This window comes from Mesorhizobium sp. G2-6-1, assembly GCF_055809095.1.
Genome location: NZ_CM147896.1, coordinates 338802 through 356845 on the forward strand (window position 1 = coordinate 338802; position 18044 = coordinate 356845).

Genomic DNA, 18044 nt, shown 5'->3' on the forward strand with positions numbered 1-18044 from the left:
GTTCGGGGACATCATGGCAGAGGCAGCGCGTAAATTCGAGGTTGCAGAAACACCGCTTTATCGCGAGGCACCTAACAATATCGAGGCAGAGCAGGCCCTTCTTGGCGCAATTCTCGTCAATAATGATGCGTTCTACCGCGTTTCGGATTTTCTGAAATCCGGCCATTTCTACGAGCCGTTGCACCGCAAAATCTTCGACGTCTCGGCAGAACTCATCCGGATGGGCAAGATGGCCAATCCGGTGACGATCAAGACATTCCTGCCAGCCGACGAAAAAGTCGGTGACATGACGGTTGCGCATTATCTGGCACGTCTCGCCGCCGAAGCCGTCACCGTTATCAATGCAGCCGATTATGGCCGCGCCATTTACGATCTTGCCACGCGCCGGGCGCTTATTACCGTCGGCGAGGATATGGTCAATATCGCCTATGATGCGCCTGTCGACATGGCACCATCCGAGCAGATCGAGGACGCGGAACGCCGCTTGTTCGAACTGGCGGAAACCGGGCGTTATGACGGCGGTTTCGAGAGTTTCACCGATGCCGTGAAAACGGCTGTCGACATGGCCAACGCGGCCTATATGCGCGACGGGCATTTGTCGGGCATTGCGTCGGGTTTGCGCGACCTTGACCGGCGCATGGGTGGGCTGCAACCCTCCGACCTTATCATCATCGCGGGCCGTCCCGGCATGGGCAAAACCTCGCTTGCCACCAATATGGCTTTCAACATTGCCGAGGCTTATGTGCCGGCGCAACAGGCCGATGGCACGTTCAAGGCTGCCAATGGCGGGGTTGTCGGCTTTTTCTCGCTCGAAATGTCGTCGGAACAGCTCGCCACGCGTATCATTTCCGAACAAACGGAAATTCCCTCATCGAAAATTCGACGCGGTGAAATCACCGAGATGGATTTCGAAAAGCTTGTCGCCTGTTCGCAGACAATGCAGAAGCTGCCGCTGTTCATCGACCAAACCGGCGGCATTTCGATTGCCCAGCTTGCGGCACGCGCGCGCCGCCTGAAACGCCAGCGCGGGCTTGATGTCATTGTCATCGACTATATCCAGCTTATGCAGGGGTCGAGCGCAAAATCGGCGCAAAATCGCGTGCAGGAAATCACCGAAATAACCACCGGACTGAAAGCACTGGCAAAGGAACTTGGGGTGCCAATCATTGCGCTGTCGCAATTGTCGCGTCAGGTGGAAAGCCGCGATGACAAACGCCCCCAGCTTTCCGATCTTCGCGAATCGGGCTCGATCGAGCAGGACGCCGACGTGGTGATGTTCGTCTACCGCGAGGAATATTACCTCAAGAACAAGGAGCCAAAACCCGGTTCCGACGAATATATCAAGTGGGAAACCGACATGAACGAGATGCGCGGCAAGGCCGAAGTTATCGTTGCCAAGCAGCGTCACGGACCTACCGGCTCCGTCAGCCTCGCCTTCCACGGCGAATTCACACGCTTTTCCGATCTCGCCGAGGAACATCATCTGGCAGAACGGTTCGAGTAGAGATTTGGCCTGCTTTTTGTCTTCTCATGCCCCCGTCGGCTGTGCGGAAAGTCACTGGTTTGGCTAAATCTCGCATCCAGTTCATCTGCCAGAATTGCGGCAGCGTGCATCAACGCTGGGCGGGAAAATGCGATTCGTGCGGCGAATGGAACACGCTGGTCGAAGAGGGAACATCGGGCGGCATCGGTTCCGGGCCTGCCTCGATGCGCAATACCCGCAAGGGGCGCGCAGTGGTTTTGACCACGCTTTCTGGCGACATCGAGGATGCGCCGCGCATCGTTTCGGGAATTGGAGAGCTTGACCGGGCAACCGGTGGTGGCTTCGTGCGCGGGTCGGCACTGCTTGTCGGGGGCGATCCAGGTATTGGCAAATCGACGCTTCTGACGCAAGCAGCCGCGGCTCTTGCCGCGAAAGGCCACCGCATTGTTTATGTATCTGGCGAAGAAGCCGTGGCGCAAATCAGACTGCGCGCCCAACGGCTTGGCGTCGCCGACACGGCGGTGGAACTCGCTGCCGAAACCAATGTCGAGGATATCTTAGCCACCATAGCGGATGGAAAGAGGCCCGATCTCGTTATCCTCGATTCGATCCAGACATTGTGGACCGATCAAGCCGATTCGGCACCGGGAACGGTGACGCAGGTTCGCGCCTCCGCACAAGCGATGATTCGCTATGCGAAATCGACAGGCGCGGCAGTCGTTCTGGTCGGCCACGTCACCAAGGAAGGCCAGATCGCGGGCCCGCGCGTCGTCGAACACATGGTTGACGGCGTCTTGTATTTCGAAGGCGAAGGCGGGCACCATTATCGCATCCTGCGCACCGTCAAGAATCGCTTTGGCCCTACTGACGAAATTGGCGTGTTCGAGATGTCGGACAAGGGGCTGCGCGAGGTTGCCAATCCATCAGAGCTGTTCCTTGGCGAACGTCATGCCAAATCGCCGGGTGCTGCGGTTTTTGCCGGTATGGAGGGAACGCGCCCGGTACTGGTGGAAATTCAGGCACTTGTCGCGCCATCATCGCTCGGCACGCCGCGCCGCGCCGTCGTTGGATGGGATGGAGCGCGGCTTTCCATGATCCTTGCCGTGCTTGAAGCCCATTGCGGGGTGCGATTCGGCCAGCAGGATGTTTATCTGAATGTGGCTGGCGGCTATCGCATTTCGGAGCCGGCGGCTGATCTCGCTGTTGCTGCGGCACTGGTTTCCTCGCTCACCGGTATTGCCCTTCCTGCCGATTGCGTCTATTTCGGCGAAATCAGCCTTTCGGGGGCAGTGAGGCCGGTGGTACATTCGCAACAACGCCTCAAGGAAGCTGAAAAGCTGGGCTTTGGAAGCGCTGTTCTGCCACTTGGAAGTTCGAAGGGCAGCGAGGAAATGGTCGGAGGGATTGGGGCCGGTGCATTCCAGCCTGTCGAGCTTTCCGATCTCGTGGTACGCATAGCCGGTTCGCGCCGCAGCCGTGCCACGGAAGATGAATAATGCGGCTCATGAAGTGGGACGACGGATATGCCGATTACGCTGCTTGACGGAATTCTCGTCGGATTCACGCTGGTTTCGGCGATGCTTGCGATGGTGCGTGGTTTTTCACGCGAAGTGCTCTCAATCGCATCCTGGGTAGCGTCGGCTGCGGCTGCCTTCTTCTTCTACAAGCCAGTTCTTCCTTACGTTCAGCCATATATCGAGAATGAAAAGATCGCCATGGCTGCATCGGCTGCCATAGTATTCGTCATTGCGTTGATCGTGGTGAGCGTCATCACCATGAAAATTGCCGACTGGATCATCGATTCCAGAATTGGTGCGCTCGATCGCACCCTTGGCTTTCTCTATGGCGCGGCGCGCGGCGTCCTCGTGGTTGCCGTCGGGCTTTTGTTTTTCAACTGGCTGGTGGGAGACAGGGCACCGGGCTGGATTGAAGGCGCCAAGTCGCGCCCCTTGCTGGAATCGGTTGGCGCCAAGTTGGAAAGCCTGCTGCCTGAAGACCCGGAAAATACCATTCTCAAGCGTCTGAACGCGGGTGCGCCGGCAACGCAAAGCGATGCAGGAACACAGCCGACGGCAAATGCGCCGGACAGCACTGATGCTCCGGCTCCGGCTGAAGACGATTCGGCACCGGCCGATGAATGACAGAATGCCGTCTCCGAGAACTCTGCATTGCTTCGAGACTGTCGCGCGCTTATATAGCGCGTGAAGAGTGGTTGTGCGTTTCGAGTTGACTGGCGAACCGCTCAATTGAGTAATTTAGGCGCAATTTCGACGAAAAACCGGACCGCGGTTTTCGGAATTATCTCAAAACCTCGCTCTGGCGGAGCTTTAGCTTGATGGCAGACGTTCTCTCAGCCGAAGCCGATGACCACTTCCACGACGAATGTGGGGTGTTCGGCATATTTGGTCGGCAAGATGCGGGCGCAATCGTGACGCTCGGACTTCATGCTCTCCAGCATCGCGGACAGGAAGCGGCAGGCATCGTCTCTTATGATGGCACGCAATTTCATGTCGAGCGCCATGTGGGATTGATTGGCGACACCTTCACCAAGCAACGTGTCATCGACAGCCTGAAAGGCAACCGTGCCATCGGCCATACGCGCTACGCCACATCTGGCGGCGCGGGCATGCGCAATATTCAACCCTTTTTCGCGGAACTGGCCGATGGCGGCTTTACAGTGGCGCACAATGGCAACCTGACCAATGCCATGACCGTACAGCGTGTTTTGCAAAAACAGGGATCGATCTTTTCTTCGACTTCTGACACCGAAACGATCCTTCATCTGGTTGCGACCAGTAAGGAACGCGACCTCAATGCGCGGTTCATCGACGCGGTTCGACAAGTCGAAGGCGCGTTTTCGCTGGTCGCACTGTCGTCGAAAAAGATGATCGGCTGCCGTGATCCACTCGGCATCCGCCCGCTGGTTCTTGGCGATCTCGACGGTGCATGGATCCTTGCTTCGGAAACCTGCGCCCTCGACATTATCGGTGCGCGCTTCGTGCGCGATGTCAAACCGGGCGAGATGGTGGTGGTCACCGCCAAGGGCGTTGAAAGCTTTTATCCGTTCGAGCCGCAAAAGACGCGCTTTTGTATCTTCGAGTATGTCTATTTCGCGCGCCCTGACTCGTCCGTGGAAGGACGCAACGTGTATGAGGTCCGCAAGCGGATCGGTGCGGAGCTTGCCCGCGAATGTAAGGTTGAAGCCGACGTTGTCGTACCGGTGCCGGATTCCGGCACGCCGGCTGCTATCGGGTTTAGCCAGGAAGCAGGTCTGCCGTTCGAACTTGGCATCATCCGCAATCACTATGTGGGCCGAACATTCATTTCGCCGGGCGATTCCATTCGTCACATGGGCGTCAAACTGAAGCACAATGCCAACCGGCGCATGATCGAGGGCAAGCGGGTTGTGCTGGTTGACGATTCGATCGTGCGCGGCACTACCAGCCAGAAGATCGTCCAGATGGTGCGTGAGGCCGGTGCGCGCGAAGTGCATATGTGCATTGCCTCACCTCCGACACGAGCCTCCTGCTTTTACGGCGTCGACACGCCGGAGAAGTCCAAACTGCTGGCATCACGCATGTCGGTTGAGGAAATGGCGGAGTTCATTCGGGTCGATTCGCTCGGTTTCCTGTCGATAGAGGGTCTCTACCGGGCGGTTGGCGAGACTGGGCGCGATAATGAGCAACCGCAGTTTTGCGACGCGTGCTTTACCGGCCAGTACCCAACGCGGCTTGCCGATTTTGAAGGCGCTGACAATGTGCGCACGCTGTCGCTACTGGCAGCAAACGGAACCTAGTGTCCCGAATCTGAAATTTGCATTATGATTCTAGTGCGGGATGAAGAAAAATTCTCACGTGGTTGCGCGTAGGCCGAAGAAGATCCTGTTGTGCAGGGTTTCGTTCTCGGTAAATCCATCCTATCTGATGGTAGTTTACCGACCCGCTCGAACTGGATGCCAGCATGACTTCATCTCTTGACCTCACCGGCCGCACTGCCGTCGTCACCGGCGCATCGCGTGGCATCGGCTATTTTATCGCCAAGGGTCTTGCAGCGGCGGGTGCCCATGTCATCGCGGTGGCGCGAACCGTTGGCGGGCTCGAGGAGCTTGACGATGAGATCAAGGCTGAACACAAAAAGACCGGCAAGGGAGAGGCAACGCTTGTTCCGCTTGATCTTTCGGACATGGACGGAATTGACCGGCTGGGCGGCGCTATTTTCGAGCGGTGGGGCAAACTCGACATTCTCGTTGCCAATGCAGGTGTCTTGGGAACGATTTCGCCGATTGGCCATGTCGAAGCCAAGACTTTCGACAAGGTCATGGCCATCAATGTTACCTCGACCTGGCGGCTGATCCGCTCGGTCGATCCGTTGTTGCGCCTTTCCGACGCTGGACGCGCGATCATCATTTCTTCAGGAGCTGCCCACTCCGCGCGCGCATTCTGGGGACCTTATGCAGCTTCCAAAGCGGCGGTTGAAGCACTCGCGCGCTCCTGGGCGGATGAAACGCGCAACATGGCGCTTTGCGTAAACGCGGTCGATCCGGGCGCGACCCGCACGGCCATGCGTGCCCAGGCCATGCCGGGTGAAAACCCCGAAACATTGCCGCATCCATCCGAAATCGCAGAGCGTATCATAGTGCTGGCCAGTCCATCGCGGAGCGAGACCGGCATGATCTATCAGGCAAAGCATGACCGCTGGGTGTCTTATAAAATGCCCGAATAGGTGGCTTTGCGGGAGGCTTTTGCACACCAATACGTGATTGTGGAAGATTCGTCTCCCTTATATCGTTCACTTGTAGGCGACAAACGTCAACAAGCTGGAGGACACCATCATGCGAAAATTACTGCTCATGACTGCCCTGACCCTTGCCGCCGCTGGCGCGGCCCATGCTCAAGACACTTCGATGAGTTTCTTCGTGACAAGCCAAGGCTCCGGTAACGGTGCCAATCTCGGCGGACTTAGCGGGGCCGATGCGCATTGCGCTTCGCTTGCGGAAGCCGCCGGCGTCAGCGGGAAAACATGGCATGCCTATCTATCGACCAGCGACACCGATGCTCGCGACCGCATCGGCAGTGGCCCGTGGTACAATGCCAAGGGTGAAAAAATCGCCGACGATGTTGCTTCGCTTCACAGCGATGCCAACGGCATCACCAAGGAGACCGCGCTGAACGAAAATGGAGAGGTCATCAATGGGCGCGGCGATACACCGAACCGCCACGACATCTTAACAGGGTCCAATCCCGACGGCACGAAAGTCGCGGACAATACATGCGGCGACTGGACGTTAAGCGGAGAAGAAGGGGCTGCAATGTTGGGCCATTCCGACCGTATGGGGCTTGACGATTCGGCGGCGGCCAAATCGTGGAACTCTTCGCACGGCTCGCGCGGCGGGTGTAGCCAGGATGCGCTCAAAGGCACAGGTGGAGACGGCTTGTTCTATTGCTTCGCGGCAAACTGATGTGGTGGATTTGATAGACCCGTCAAACCACTCAATATATTTGTTTTTACTCAACCTCTGACGTAGAATTGCCACAGGCGAACCGAGTTCAGGTTCGCCTGTGAGTCATAATGCCGCGCCTTTAACCAAGGCTTCCGCGTCGTGGCGTTAGTTGATAAAATTCGGCTGTGGCCATCATGTGATGGCTAATTGCAACATAGCGAGAATTTCAATGTCAGCGACTGTAGCGCTAGTCTGGTATCTGGTCGTTTCCGGGCCGCAAGGCGGCATGGTTGTCTTGCCCACTGCCTTCGATGGGCGCGATGAGTGCGCCGCCGCGATCACCGAATACCAAAAGCAACCGGTGCCGGCGGGCTGGTTTGTCCAGTGCATTCCAAGCGCCTCACCCTATACCGACGACATGGGCGATGACCAACCATCGGCAACGGAACCTGCCGAGTAAGATTTCGGTCATTTTTTCTGGCGACAGGGGAACCATTCGCGGGATCGTGAATTATTGGTCAGACGGGCCTCCCCAAATCCCTCACCCCCTGCCCGTCTCCCTCTATAAGCCGGCCCAAGGGTCGGCTTTTTTTCGCCAATATTATCTATCCTTTCCCATGCGCTTCATCCGCCGCTTTGCTGTGCGGTGCTGGCGTGTTCCGACACATGAAAAGCTGATCTCGGCCCGCAACCAACGAGACATCGAGAGACCGTACGCCATTGACGTTGATCGAACTTCGTCTAGTTTCCTAGAGCATCGGACCGAAAAGTGGTTGCTGGTTTTCGGAATCTCCTGAGGCTTTAGACAAACGGCCGGAAGAGCTGCGATGCGTCAAATATTGGGAGTGATGCGGCATGATTTTAGCCCTTGCGTTACTCGCGTGTATCGTCGGCGCGTGGTGCCTCGCCACCATATTTATGATTGTGCGGCTGGGACTTAGCTTCAGGCAAGCGTTCCTGTATGTCCCATTAAAGCTCGCCTATCGAATTTCAGACCGCCAGGTGAAAATCGCCCGAAACGCGCGGGCCCCGGTTATCTATGTCATCACGCACCAGTCGCGTCTTGACCCAGCGCTAATGCTGTCGCTCCTGCCCGCCGATACATTGCACATATTGGACGAAGCCTCGGCCAAATCACTCTGGCTGGAACCGTGGCGTGAACTTGCCCGGTCGATCGCCTTCAAGGCCGAGCATGTCTTCGTCAGCCGCAGGCTGGTTCGTGTCTTGAAAGGCAAGGGACGTATTGCAGTCTATCTGCCCGAAGCGGTTGAACCGGACGTGAAGTCGTTTCGACTTTACCGCGCCGTTAGCCGGATCGCCCGGCAATCCGACGCTTCCATCGTGCCGATCTTCATCAATGGTGCCCGTCACCTGCCGTTTTCGCTGACTGAGGCTAAAAAAGCCCCCGGCGATGGTTTCCCCGCCTTTCGATATGCGTACTCGATCCCTTGACGGTTACCGAAATGACCAAGCGTGGTTGCGCACAGGCAATCAATGCGTCGAATGCGCTTTTCGACCGTGTGGCAGAGGTGCGTGTTGAAGCCACCGACTCCAACCGCAGCCTTTTTCTTGCAACGCGCGACGCAGCGGATCGCTTTGGAGCTTCGCGTATCATTCTGGAAGATGTCGTCAGCGGCGCGCTGAGTTACAGGAAGCTGTTCATCGGCGCCCGGGTCCTGGGTGAACGATTTCAAGCCATATCGGCGCAGGGAGAAGCCGTTGGCTTGATGTTGCCCAACACCAATGGCGTCGTCTTGTCCCTGCTTGGTCTGTCATCGGCTGGCCGGGTCGCCGCAATGATCAACTATACAGCCGGGCCAGCCAGCGTTACCGCAGCAATCCGCACTGCCGGGATAAGAACGGTGGTTTCCTCACGCGCCTTTATCGAAAAGGCGGCGCTCGATGACATCGTGCAGGCGGTGGAAGCTGGCGGCGCAAAATTCCTCTGGCTCGAAGATGTGCGCGCAAGCATTTCCACATTGGAAAAATTGACGGCAGCGATAAAGTGGAAACGCCCGTTGTGCGCGCAAGATGGCGAAAAGCCAGCCGTCATCCTGTTTACTTCCGGCTCGGAAGGCACTCCCAAAGCCGTCGTGCTTTCGCATCGAAATCTCGTCGTCAATGCCATGCAGGCGGAGGCACGGGTGAGCATATCCCCGCTGGACACGCTTCTCAATGTGCTGCCTGTCTTCCATTCGTTCGGCCTGACCGGCGGCACGTTTCTGCCGCTGCTAGGCGGGGTTCGCCTTTTCCTTTACCCCTCGCCATTGCACTACAAAATCATTCCTGAAATCGCGCGCAAAATTCGACCGACGATCATGTTCGGGACAGACACGTTTCTGGCGAATTATGCCCGCACCGCCAAGGATGAGGACTTTTCCAGCCTGCGGTTCGTCGTTGCCGGCGCAGAGTCGGTACGACCAGAGACGCGCCGCATCTGGTTTGATCGCTTTCAGACCCCGATCATTGAAGGGTTTGGTTTGACTGAAGCGGCGCCTGTCGTAGCCGTCAACAGCGCTATCCACAATCGCGACGGCACCGTCGGGCGGTTGCTGCCAGCGATGCGGATGAAGCTGGAAGCCGTGGAGGGAATTGCCGAAGGCAAACGTCTTTGGGTTTCCGGTCCGAATATCATGATGGGTTACATGACCGCCGAGCGACCGGGGGAATTGCAACCCACCGCCGAAGGTTGGCACGATACGGGTGATATCGTGTCTGTCGACCGCGATGGCTTCATCACCATTTGCGGGCGTGCAAAGCGGTTCGCCAAGGTTGCTGGCGAGATGGTTTCACTTGGGGTGGTGGAAATACTGGTTCATTCGTTGTGGCCTGAGCAGAACCATGCAGCGGTGTCTGTTCCTGACAAACGGCGCGGCGAACGGATCGTACTCGTCACGACGTCAAAGGAGGCGAGCGCGGAAGCCTTGCGCAAATTCGGAAAGCAGGCTGGCGTGGCGGAGCTTGCGGTGCCCAACGACATCGTCAAGGTCGACCAGATTCCGTTGCTCGGTTCGGGCAAGACCGATTATGTTTCGACACAGAAAGTTGCGCTTGAGCGGCTTGAGCGTGCCGCAAAAGAGAAGCAATCTCGATTGTGATTTCAGTCGATCGAGATTTTCGTCCTCTGTCTTTGCGCGATTTTCAACGTTAAGCCGGATAGACTTTCCGTAGAATGTTCAAATCATTCAACGTCAGGCGGCAAAATCGCTTCGCCTTCCCGCTTGGCACGGCGCGAATAGGCGCGAACGCTGAACGGAAGGAATATGAGATATGCCACAACCGAAGCCGTGAGTGTGTACCAAGGGTAACTGGCCAGAAGCAGAATGCAGAGCGCAACGGCAAGGATTACCAGCAGCATCTTGTCGCCCGGAATCTTCATGCTCTTACCGGAATAGATCGGCAGCCTGCTAACCAGCAAGAATGCGACGACCACGGTAAATGCAGCGCCGACAAAGGAAGCCAGCCTCGTCGGCTCAAGGCCAAGAAATGACAGATAGAGCGGCAACATGACCAGAACGGCTCCAGCCGGTGCAGGAACGCCGACGAAATATTCGGCCTGCCATGAGGGTTGATCGGTGGCTTCGTCCAGTACATTGAAGCGTGCCAACCGCATGGCGCAGGCGATGACAAACAAAAGCGCGGCGATCCAGCCCGGTGAACCGGCACCATCGAGCAGGAAGGCATAGAGCACAAGGGCCGGTGCGACACCGAAATTGACGATGTCGGCCAATGAATCCATTTGCGCGCCAAATTTCGATGTGGCCTTGAGCAGCCGCGCGAGCCGGCCATCGACGCCGTCGAGGAAGGCCGCAAGCAGCACCATCACCACAGCAGTCTCGAAGCGTCCCTCGAAGGCGAAACGGATGCCGGACAAGCCCGCACAAATTGCCAGAACGGTAACGAGATTTGGAAACATCATGCGCAACGGGATTTCCCGGATGCGCGGCCCGCCTGCCCCGTGTGGTTCGAACTTCTTGTAAGGCGCACTCATCGTTCGATCACGAGACGCGCACGAGTGGAACTGTGGCTACGCCACCAAATTCGGCGATGACCGTCTCTCCTGCCACCGCTGTCTGCCCGACCGCGACGCGCGGCGTGGCGGTTGCTGGCACGTATACATCAACGCGCGATCCAAAGCGGATCAGGCCAAATCGTTCACCGATGCCAATAGTCTCGTCGGCCTTGGCCCAACAGACGATGCGGCGCGCCACCAAACCGGCAATTTGAACTGCGGCGACTGTCCCGTTAGGGCTTTCGATGACGAGACCATTGCGCTCGTTTTCCGCACTGGCCTTGTCCAGTTCGGCGTTCAGGAACTTACCGGGCCGATGCTCGATGCGGTTGATGCGACCACGCACCGGGGCGCGGTTCACATGACAGGAAAAGACGTTCATGAAAACGGATATGCGGGTCAACTCAGCGTTTCCAAGGCCAAGCTCACGTGGCGGCACGGCTGGTCCGACCGCGGAGACAACGCCATCAGCCGGGCTTACCACCAGCCGATCATCGACCGGGGTCACACGCTCCGGGTCGCGGTAAAAATACGCGCACCAGGCGGTCAGGATCAGCCCGATCCAGAACAGAAACGATGAAAAGAAGCCAAGAACCAGCGTCACCACCGCAAAAATAGCGATGAAGGGATAGCCCTCACGATGGATCGGAACAAAAGCGTTTTTGATCGTGTCGACAAGTTGCATCAAGTTGAGACCGGCTCCATTTCGGGTCGCGTCTGTCTAGACGAAACCGCCTCGCCTCGCAACGCAACAATCTGGCGAGGTGCCGCTTGTACGCAACCCAAGCACCGCGCCTGCCATATATGTTTAACGCTGGCGGCTATACCGAAGGCAGGAGCCTGCCTCTCCAACGTCATTCAGCGCCCGCTTACCAGTTTCAGAATCAGTTGGTGCATATTCCCCCTGACTGAGTTCGGCGCGATCAAAATCCCGGCTTTGCTGGCGTTGTGCGAGAGAAAGTTCGGATAGACGTTGTTTCAGCTCTTCCCGGATTTTACGGCAGCCGGGATCATTGGCAACGCTCATTCCAACGCTGGTTTTCACGATCTTTCTGACCATATCCTTGATGATGTCACCATGCACCAACTCATGACTGCGTATTCCGGCAATGAAGCTATCCCAGCTTTTGCGAACGGCAGCGGAGAGTTTTGCCGACGGTTCAGGTAGCGTGTAGGTGATGGTGAGGTTGGGACGGGCTGAAGCCAGAACGCAGGCATTGCCTCGCGGTTCATATTTTCTGGACCATGTCAGTTTGAAATTTGTATGGGCAATAACCCTGACATTGCCCAGTTTGGGGCCTTTCTGACCTATAGATGCATAAAGTTCAGCGCCATTTTTGCCGGTGATGGCGTAGGTTTTAGCTGTCTCGACTGCTTTCCAGCCCGCATATGCTGATATCGGCAAGACAGTGATGCAACCGAACAGGAGCAGGCCTGCGCGAATCGATTGTCTTGTCCGGCTCCAGGAGAACCAGTGCCGCACTGCGCCAAGGAAGGGGTCGGTCACTCAACCTCCGAAGTGCGACGGCGCACGATAACGCCAAGTTCATCTGCCTCGCGCGCGATACGCAAACGCTCTTCCGCTTCGGTCGCTTCACGCTGGCGATCCCACATCGAAGCATAAAGGCCTTTTTCGCCCAGAAGTTCAGCATGTGTCCCGCGTTCGGCGATCATGCCCTCTTTCAACACGATAATTTCGTCGGCGGAAATCACGGTTGAGAGCCGGTGTGCGATGACGATGGTGGTACGCCCCCGGCTGACGAGATCGAGAGCTGCCTGAATTTCCTGCTCTGTGTGACTATCCAGCGCGGACGTTGCCTCGTCGAGAATGAGGATAGGCGGTGCTTTCAGAATGGTGCGGGCAATAGCCACGCGCTGCTTTTCGCCGCCCGACAGCTTCAGGCCCCGTTCGCCGACCATTGTGCGATAACCATCCGGCAAACTTTCGATGAATGGGCCGATCTGGGCAAGTTCAGCCGCCTTTTGTATATCTTCTTCGCTGGCACCAACCCGGCCATAGCGGATGTTGTAGGCAACCGTATCGTTAAACAGCACCGTATCTTGCGGTACCATGCCGATCTCGGCCCGCAGGCTTTGTTGCGTGACCTCGCGAATATCCTGACCATCGACAAGGACAGCGCCAGCCTGAATATCATAAAAGCGGAACAAAAGGCGCGATATGGTCGACTTTCCAGCGCCGGAAGGGCCAACAATGGCCACTGTCTTTCCGGGCTTCACCTCGAAGCTGACACCCTTCAAGATATTGCGATTGGCCTCATAGGAAAAGTGCACATCGCGAAATTCGACGTTGCCCTTTTCGACATGCAGAGGTTTGGCGTCTGGCTTGTCGATAACCTCCTGGCGCACATCGAGCAGGTCAAACATCTGCTCGATGTCGGTAAGACCCTGACGGATTTCGCGATAGATAAAGCCGATAAAATTGAGCGGCACGGATAGCTGCATCAGCATCGCATTGATGAAAACGAAATCACCGATGGTCTGCGTTCCCGCCTGCACTTCCAGCGCCGACATGGCCATTGCGACCGCCATGCCAACTCCGAAAATCGCACCTTGTCCGAAATTCAGCCAACCGAGAGAAGTCCAGATCTTCGTCGCCGCTATCTCATAGCGCGCCATCGCGTGGTCGAAACGCTGCGCCTCCATTTTCTCGTTGTTGAAATATTTGACGGTTTCGAAATTCAGAAGCGAGTCGATTGCCTTGGTGTTTGCGTCAGTATCGCTGTCATTCATGTCGCGGCGAATGGAGATGCGCCAGTCGCTCGCGCGCACGGTAAACCATGTGTAGATTGCTACCGTGACAGCGACCACGGCCACATATCGCCAACCATAACTGACTGCGAAGATTGCGGCAGTCAGGGCAAATTCGAGAATGGTCGGCAAGGTGTTGAGGACCGTGAAACGCACAATGGTTTCAATGCCCTTGGTGCCGCGTTCGATGATGCGAGATAGCCCGCCGGTTCGCCGCTCCAGATGAAAACGCAACGACAATTCGTGCATGTGAACGAATGTACGATAGGCGAGCTGACGCACCGCATGTTGCCCGACCTGCGCGAACATGGCATCGCGCAACTGGTTGAAGCCCAATTGCACCAATCGTACCACATTATAGGCAATCACCAGCATGACAGGCACCAACAGGATGGCTGGCAATGGCGGAGCTGACTTCGCATCGCCAGCCAAGGCATCGGTTGCCCATTTGAAGAAATATGGCCCGGCCATCAATGTCAGTTTGGCAACGACCAGAAGCACGCTTGCCCACACGACCCGTGCCTTGAGATCAGCGCGATCCGCTGGCCACATGAATGGCCACAAGTTCACAATGGTCTTGAAGGTCGAGCCGGATTCTGCGGATACGGTTTTTTCAGCCACGTTTCATGCCTTGCGGGTAGAGGATCAGCAACCGGAGCAGCAAGATCTGGTGAATGCGTCAACAGCAGCCGAAACCGATGCAAGCGCCTCGCGATCGATGGTATAGTGGGAGCGCTGGCCTTCGGGCGCGAGGTGAACGAAACCTGCCGCGACCAGTATTTTCAAATGCTGGGACACGGTGGATTGCGCCAAATCAAGCCGATCGACCACGTCGCCACAGCAGCACGACCGATTTGAGGACAAATGGCGCAATATCTCGATGCGCGTCGGATGCGAAAGAGCTGCGAGTTTGGCGGCAAGCATCTGGCCATTGGCCAGACCATCAGCCATCGCATTGTCAGTTTGTAAAATATTCATCGTATATCGTCGATATACGATGATATTTGATTCCACAAGTGCCCTGCCGAAAAGAAAACCCGTCTATTGTGGTGTCGTCGTTATCTGGTCGCCCATTGCATCGAGGTCAGCAGCCTCGCCTTCCTTCGATTGTTCGGGAAGCTTGAACACCTGGCCGGGCCAGATACGATCAGGATCGCTGATCTGGCTCTGATTTGCCAGATAGATCGTCGAATAACGTATGCCGCGTCCATAAACCCGTCGCGAAATCCGCCACAGCGTATCGCCACGCCTGATGATAACGGCGCTATCAGCATGTTCGAGTTTGGGCGACACAGTTGCCGCTACCTCGTCAGAAGGTGAAGCCGAAGCAACTTTTTCGCTTATCTGACCGTCCGTCGCGGCAGGCTCCGCCGATGAAGCCTGTGTCGAGACAGATGGTTCTGCTGACGCCACCGGCGTTTCACCGGCTGCGGCATCGGTCCCGGTCTGCATCGATTGGCTGGGGGCTACTGCGGCAACAGATTCACCGGGTTCGCGCTGGAAAGGCACTGTTGCGCGCGCCACAACTTTCGAACCGCTGGCATCAAGACCGTCCACGCGGATGGTATATTCGCCGACCGGGATATTGCGCGTCGCTTCGACAAGGAAGTGACCATCAGGTGAGGTCAGCGCATCGCCAAGCAGGATCTCGTTGGCATAGGCACGAACCTTGCTTCCTGGATCGGCCTGCCCGGCGACAAATATCTTGTTACCGTCGATCTCGACCGCCTCGACAACGATCTTCGGTGCACCTGAGGGAACTGTTTCAGCCGCGGGCGCTGTCGCGGCGGGGGGAACGGTTGCGGCTGGAGCGGATTGATCGTCACCTGTCACTTGCGCTTCGCCAGTTTGCGGTGCGGCCTGTTCATCGGGTGTTGTCGTGGTGGCAGCGGAAGGCTGATCGTTTTGCGCCGGGATCGACGCTGAATCAGATTCGGCCGCAGTTTCCGGCTTCGTTTCAGATTTGGGAAGCGTCAACAATTCAGCCGGTTTGCCCGGCTCTTCAACCATTGCCAATACTTGGCCATCGGGCTTTTCTGGGATGGAAAGCACGGCTGTTTGCGTCGAGGTCGCCACGACATTGCCCGGCGCGGTCGAACGCAACACGATCTGATAGTCGCCAGGCTTCAGCGGATTATTGAGAACGAAGACAAAATCCCCATCGGGGCCGGCGACCGTTTCACCCAGAACCGTCGATCCATGTACGATCTCGATCTTCGCAGCCGGTGCGGCTTTGCCGGCGACGACAACCGACCCATTACCCTCAACGCGCATAACATCGAAACTCGGGGCAATCACGCCTGCTGGTGCTGGATTGGCGGGCGCTGGATTGGTCGATGCTGCGTCCTCCTCAGCAGATTTCATCGGCTTCATCGCATCGGTGGCTGAGGGCGTGGCAGGTGGATTTGAACTTGTTCCATCAGCCTCAGGCATACGGCCCTGCGTTCCGTCAGCCGTCGTTGAGGTGGGCGCTGGCTCTGAAGATTGGGATAGCACGGAAACGTCGGTCGATGACGGCTTATTGATATAGGGATCGAAAGCGCCCGCAACATAGGCAACCGCCGCAACTGCGGCCAAGCCACCAGTTGCGAACAGGAAAGCTCTCAACGGAGTAATTGCCATATCGTTCTCGCCCTTAACCACCTAACGCGGTCTAGCCTGTTTTATTCAAGCCGACAAGAAAAAGCCCGTTTAAGGCTTGACCGTCGTGCCTACGCACAGCACCAATTATAACATGAACAAGATTCGCTCCATTTGCGTCTATTGCGGCTCATCTGTGGGCCGCAACTCCGCCTACCTCGAAGCTGGGCGCGCGCTTGGCCAATCCATTGCGCAATCAGGCTTACGCCTCATTTATGGGGGTGGCACCAAAGGTATTATGGGAGCCGTGGCCGAAGGTGCAATGCGAGCCAATGGCAAGGTCTGCGGCATCATTCCGCGCTTTCTCATGAACCGCGAAGCTACCGAGATGGCGCTTGATCGACTGGATCAGGTCGTTGTCACCGACAACATGCACGAGCGCAAGCAACGGATGTTTGAAGAATCCGACGCTTTCGTAGCGCTGCCCGGCGGCATCGGTACGGTGGAGGAAATCGTCGAGATCATGACATGGGCGCAACTCGGCCATCATCGCAAACCTATGGTCTTTGGCAATGTCAACGGATTCTGGGACCCGATGATGATTTTGATCGAGCATATGGCGAGCGAAGGCTTTATCCACACGGCTCACAAAGTCAGGCCGCTGGTGGTGAATGCCCCCGAAGCCATTGTCGCTGCCATTCTGACGGCTGCCGCTGCGACGGACGGCCCGCCAGAGGGCGTCTCTTCGATTATCGAAAAGATGTAGCGCCTTTTGTGCGTCCAATTGGATGCACGCCGTTTTAATGGATAGGCGGTGCTTTGGCCGGCGGCGGGCGATGGCTCAGCATCGACCACGTATAAATTGCCAACGCTGTCCAGATCAGCATGAAGGCGATTGCGTCGACCGTGCCGAACGGCTCTCCGAATATGAAAACCGCGATCAGGAACACCAGCGTCGGCGCGATATACTGCATGATTCCAAGCGTGGAGAACCGGAGCAATTTCGCGCCAAATCCGAACAATAACAGTGGGATCGCCGTGACCGGGCCACATCCGATCAGCAGCATCGTGTCGCTGAAATTTCCGGATATGAAATGGTCCTGCCCGGAAGCGACCAGCCAGCCGAGATAACCAAGCGCGGGAATCGCCAAAATGATGATTTCGAGCAGGAAGCCCTGGCTTGGGCCTATCGGCAATGTCTTGCGAAAATAGCCATATGCCGAAAATGAAGCGGCAAGACCCAACGAAACCCAAGGCAATTTTCCACCCTCCCATGTGAGAATGGCGACCGCAATCGCCGCAAGGGCTACGGCTAACATTTGCCGCCGATCCAGCCGCTCACCGAGCAGAAGTGCACCGATCACAACATTGACCAATGGATTGATATAGTAACCCAATGCCGTTTCAATCGTGCGATCGGCTGCAATCGCCCAGACATAGATACTCCAGTTCAGTGTGATGAGCGTAGCCGTCAGTGCAGCCATACCGAGTACACGCGGGGAACGAAGCGCAGTCGTGAAATCCGCAGTGCGCCCGAGCCAGATGAGCACGGCGGCAGCAATGGGCACCGACCAGATGACACGGCTGGCGACAACCTCCATCAGTGGCAAATAGGCGACCCATTTCATGTAGAAGGGCAAAAGCCCCCAAAGAAAATAGGCCGAACAAGCAAGTGCAAACCCACGTTGCGCGTTTTTGGAATCAACTTCTGCTTGAAACGCGTTCGTCACCATCGCCCCTATATGAAGCCGTTACCGGGG

14 protein-coding genes and 2 pseudogenes are annotated in these 18044 nt (G+C 56.8%); 9 read left to right on the forward strand and 7 right to left on the reverse strand.

Annotated features, from left to right (window positions below; all coding sequences use genetic code 11):
* Positions 1-13 precede the first annotated feature (13 nt).
* The 8 genes and pseudogenes from AC0L7S_RS01585 (at position 14) to AC0L7S_RS01620 (ending at position 10021) form a co-directional block, all read left to right on the forward strand.
* The gene (locus AC0L7S_RS01585; RefSeq protein WP_473472768.1) at positions 14-1504 is read left to right on the forward strand and encodes a replicative DNA helicase; all 1491 of its coding nucleotides are present in this window, start codon (positions 14-16) and stop codon (positions 1502-1504) included.
* Positions 1505-1563: 59 nt separating this feature from the next.
* On the forward strand, positions 1564-2979 hold the full coding sequence (radA, locus tag AC0L7S_RS01590) for a DNA repair protein RadA (protein WP_473472769.1): 1416 nt from the start codon (positions 1564-1566) through the stop codon (positions 2977-2979).
* Positions 2980-3006: 27 nt separating this feature from the next.
* Positions 3007-3624, forward strand: coding sequence for a CvpA family protein (locus tag AC0L7S_RS01595; protein ID WP_473472770.1), 618 nt, complete (start codon positions 3007-3009; stop codon positions 3622-3624).
* 194 nt (positions 3625-3818) lie between these two features.
* Positions 3819-5279 carry an amidophosphoribosyltransferase gene (gene purF / locus AC0L7S_RS01600; protein ID WP_473472771.1) on the forward strand — a complete coding sequence of 487 codons (1461 nt, stop codon included), beginning with the start codon at positions 3819-3821 and terminating at the stop codon, positions 5277-5279.
* Positions 5280-5443: 164 nt separating this feature from the next.
* Positions 5444-6205, forward strand: coding sequence for an SDR family NAD(P)-dependent oxidoreductase (locus AC0L7S_RS01605; RefSeq protein ID WP_473472772.1), 762 nt, complete (start codon positions 5444-5446; stop codon positions 6203-6205).
* 109 nt (positions 6206-6314) lie between these two features.
* Entirely contained in the window at positions 6315-6941 is a 627-nt protein-coding gene (locus AC0L7S_RS01610; protein ID WP_473472773.1) for a hypothetical protein, read from the forward strand.
* 211 nt (positions 6942-7152) lie between these two features.
* Positions 7153-7383, forward strand: a complete 231-nt coding sequence (locus AC0L7S_RS01615) for a hypothetical protein (protein WP_473472774.1) — start codon at positions 7153-7155, stop codon at positions 7381-7383.
* 395 nt (positions 7384-7778) lie between these two features.
* Positions 7779-10021: pseudogene (locus AC0L7S_RS01620) on the forward strand (AMP-binding protein).
* Positions 10022-10104: 83 nt separating this feature from the next.
* Here the strand turns inward: AC0L7S_RS01620 and pssA are convergent.
* The 6 genes and pseudogenes from pssA to AC0L7S_RS01650 all read right to left on the reverse strand — a co-directional run bounded on the left by pssA (position 10105) and on the right by AC0L7S_RS01650 (position 16326).
* Positions 10105-10914 (reverse strand): CDP-diacylglycerol--serine O-phosphatidyltransferase, encoded by an 810-nt coding sequence (gene pssA, locus AC0L7S_RS01625; RefSeq protein ID WP_473472775.1) that lies wholly within the window; start codon positions 10912-10914, stop codon positions 10105-10107.
* Between the two features lie 7 nt (positions 10915-10921).
* Positions 10922-11620, reverse strand: a complete 699-nt coding sequence (locus AC0L7S_RS01630) for a phosphatidylserine decarboxylase (RefSeq protein WP_473474136.1) — start codon at positions 11618-11620, stop codon at positions 10922-10924.
* A gap of 173 nt (positions 11621-11793) precedes the next feature.
* Positions 11794-12379 (reverse strand): annotated as a pseudogene (locus AC0L7S_RS01635) (DUF922 domain-containing Zn-dependent protease).
* 59 nt (positions 12380-12438) lie between these two features.
* Positions 12439-14325: an ABCB family ABC transporter ATP-binding protein/permease gene (locus AC0L7S_RS01640; RefSeq protein ID WP_473472776.1), complete on the reverse strand. Its 1887-nt coding sequence runs from the start codon at positions 14323-14325 to the stop codon at positions 12439-12441.
* Between the two features lie 24 nt (positions 14326-14349).
* Positions 14350-14682: an ArsR/SmtB family transcription factor gene (locus tag AC0L7S_RS01645; RefSeq protein WP_473472777.1), complete on the reverse strand. Its 333-nt coding sequence runs from the start codon at positions 14680-14682 to the stop codon at positions 14350-14352.
* 63 nt (positions 14683-14745) lie between these two features.
* On the reverse strand, positions 14746-16326 hold the full coding sequence (locus AC0L7S_RS01650; protein WP_473472778.1) for a LysM peptidoglycan-binding domain-containing protein: 1581 nt from the start codon (positions 16324-16326) through the stop codon (positions 14746-14748).
* A 112-nt stretch (positions 16327-16438) separates the two neighbouring features.
* Here AC0L7S_RS01650 and AC0L7S_RS01655 point away from each other — a divergent pair, with 112 nt between their 5' ends.
* Complete coding sequence (locus tag AC0L7S_RS01655) at positions 16439-17050, forward strand: LOG family protein (RefSeq protein ID WP_473474137.1); 612 nt, start codon at positions 16439-16441, stop codon at positions 17048-17050.
* A 34-nt stretch (positions 17051-17084) separates the two neighbouring features.
* On the opposite strand, the gene rarD is transcribed toward AC0L7S_RS01655, so the two are convergent.
* Entirely contained in the window at positions 17085-18017 is a 933-nt protein-coding gene (rarD, locus tag AC0L7S_RS01660; protein ID WP_473472779.1) for an EamA family transporter RarD, read from the reverse strand.
* Positions 18018-18044 lie beyond the last annotated feature (27 nt).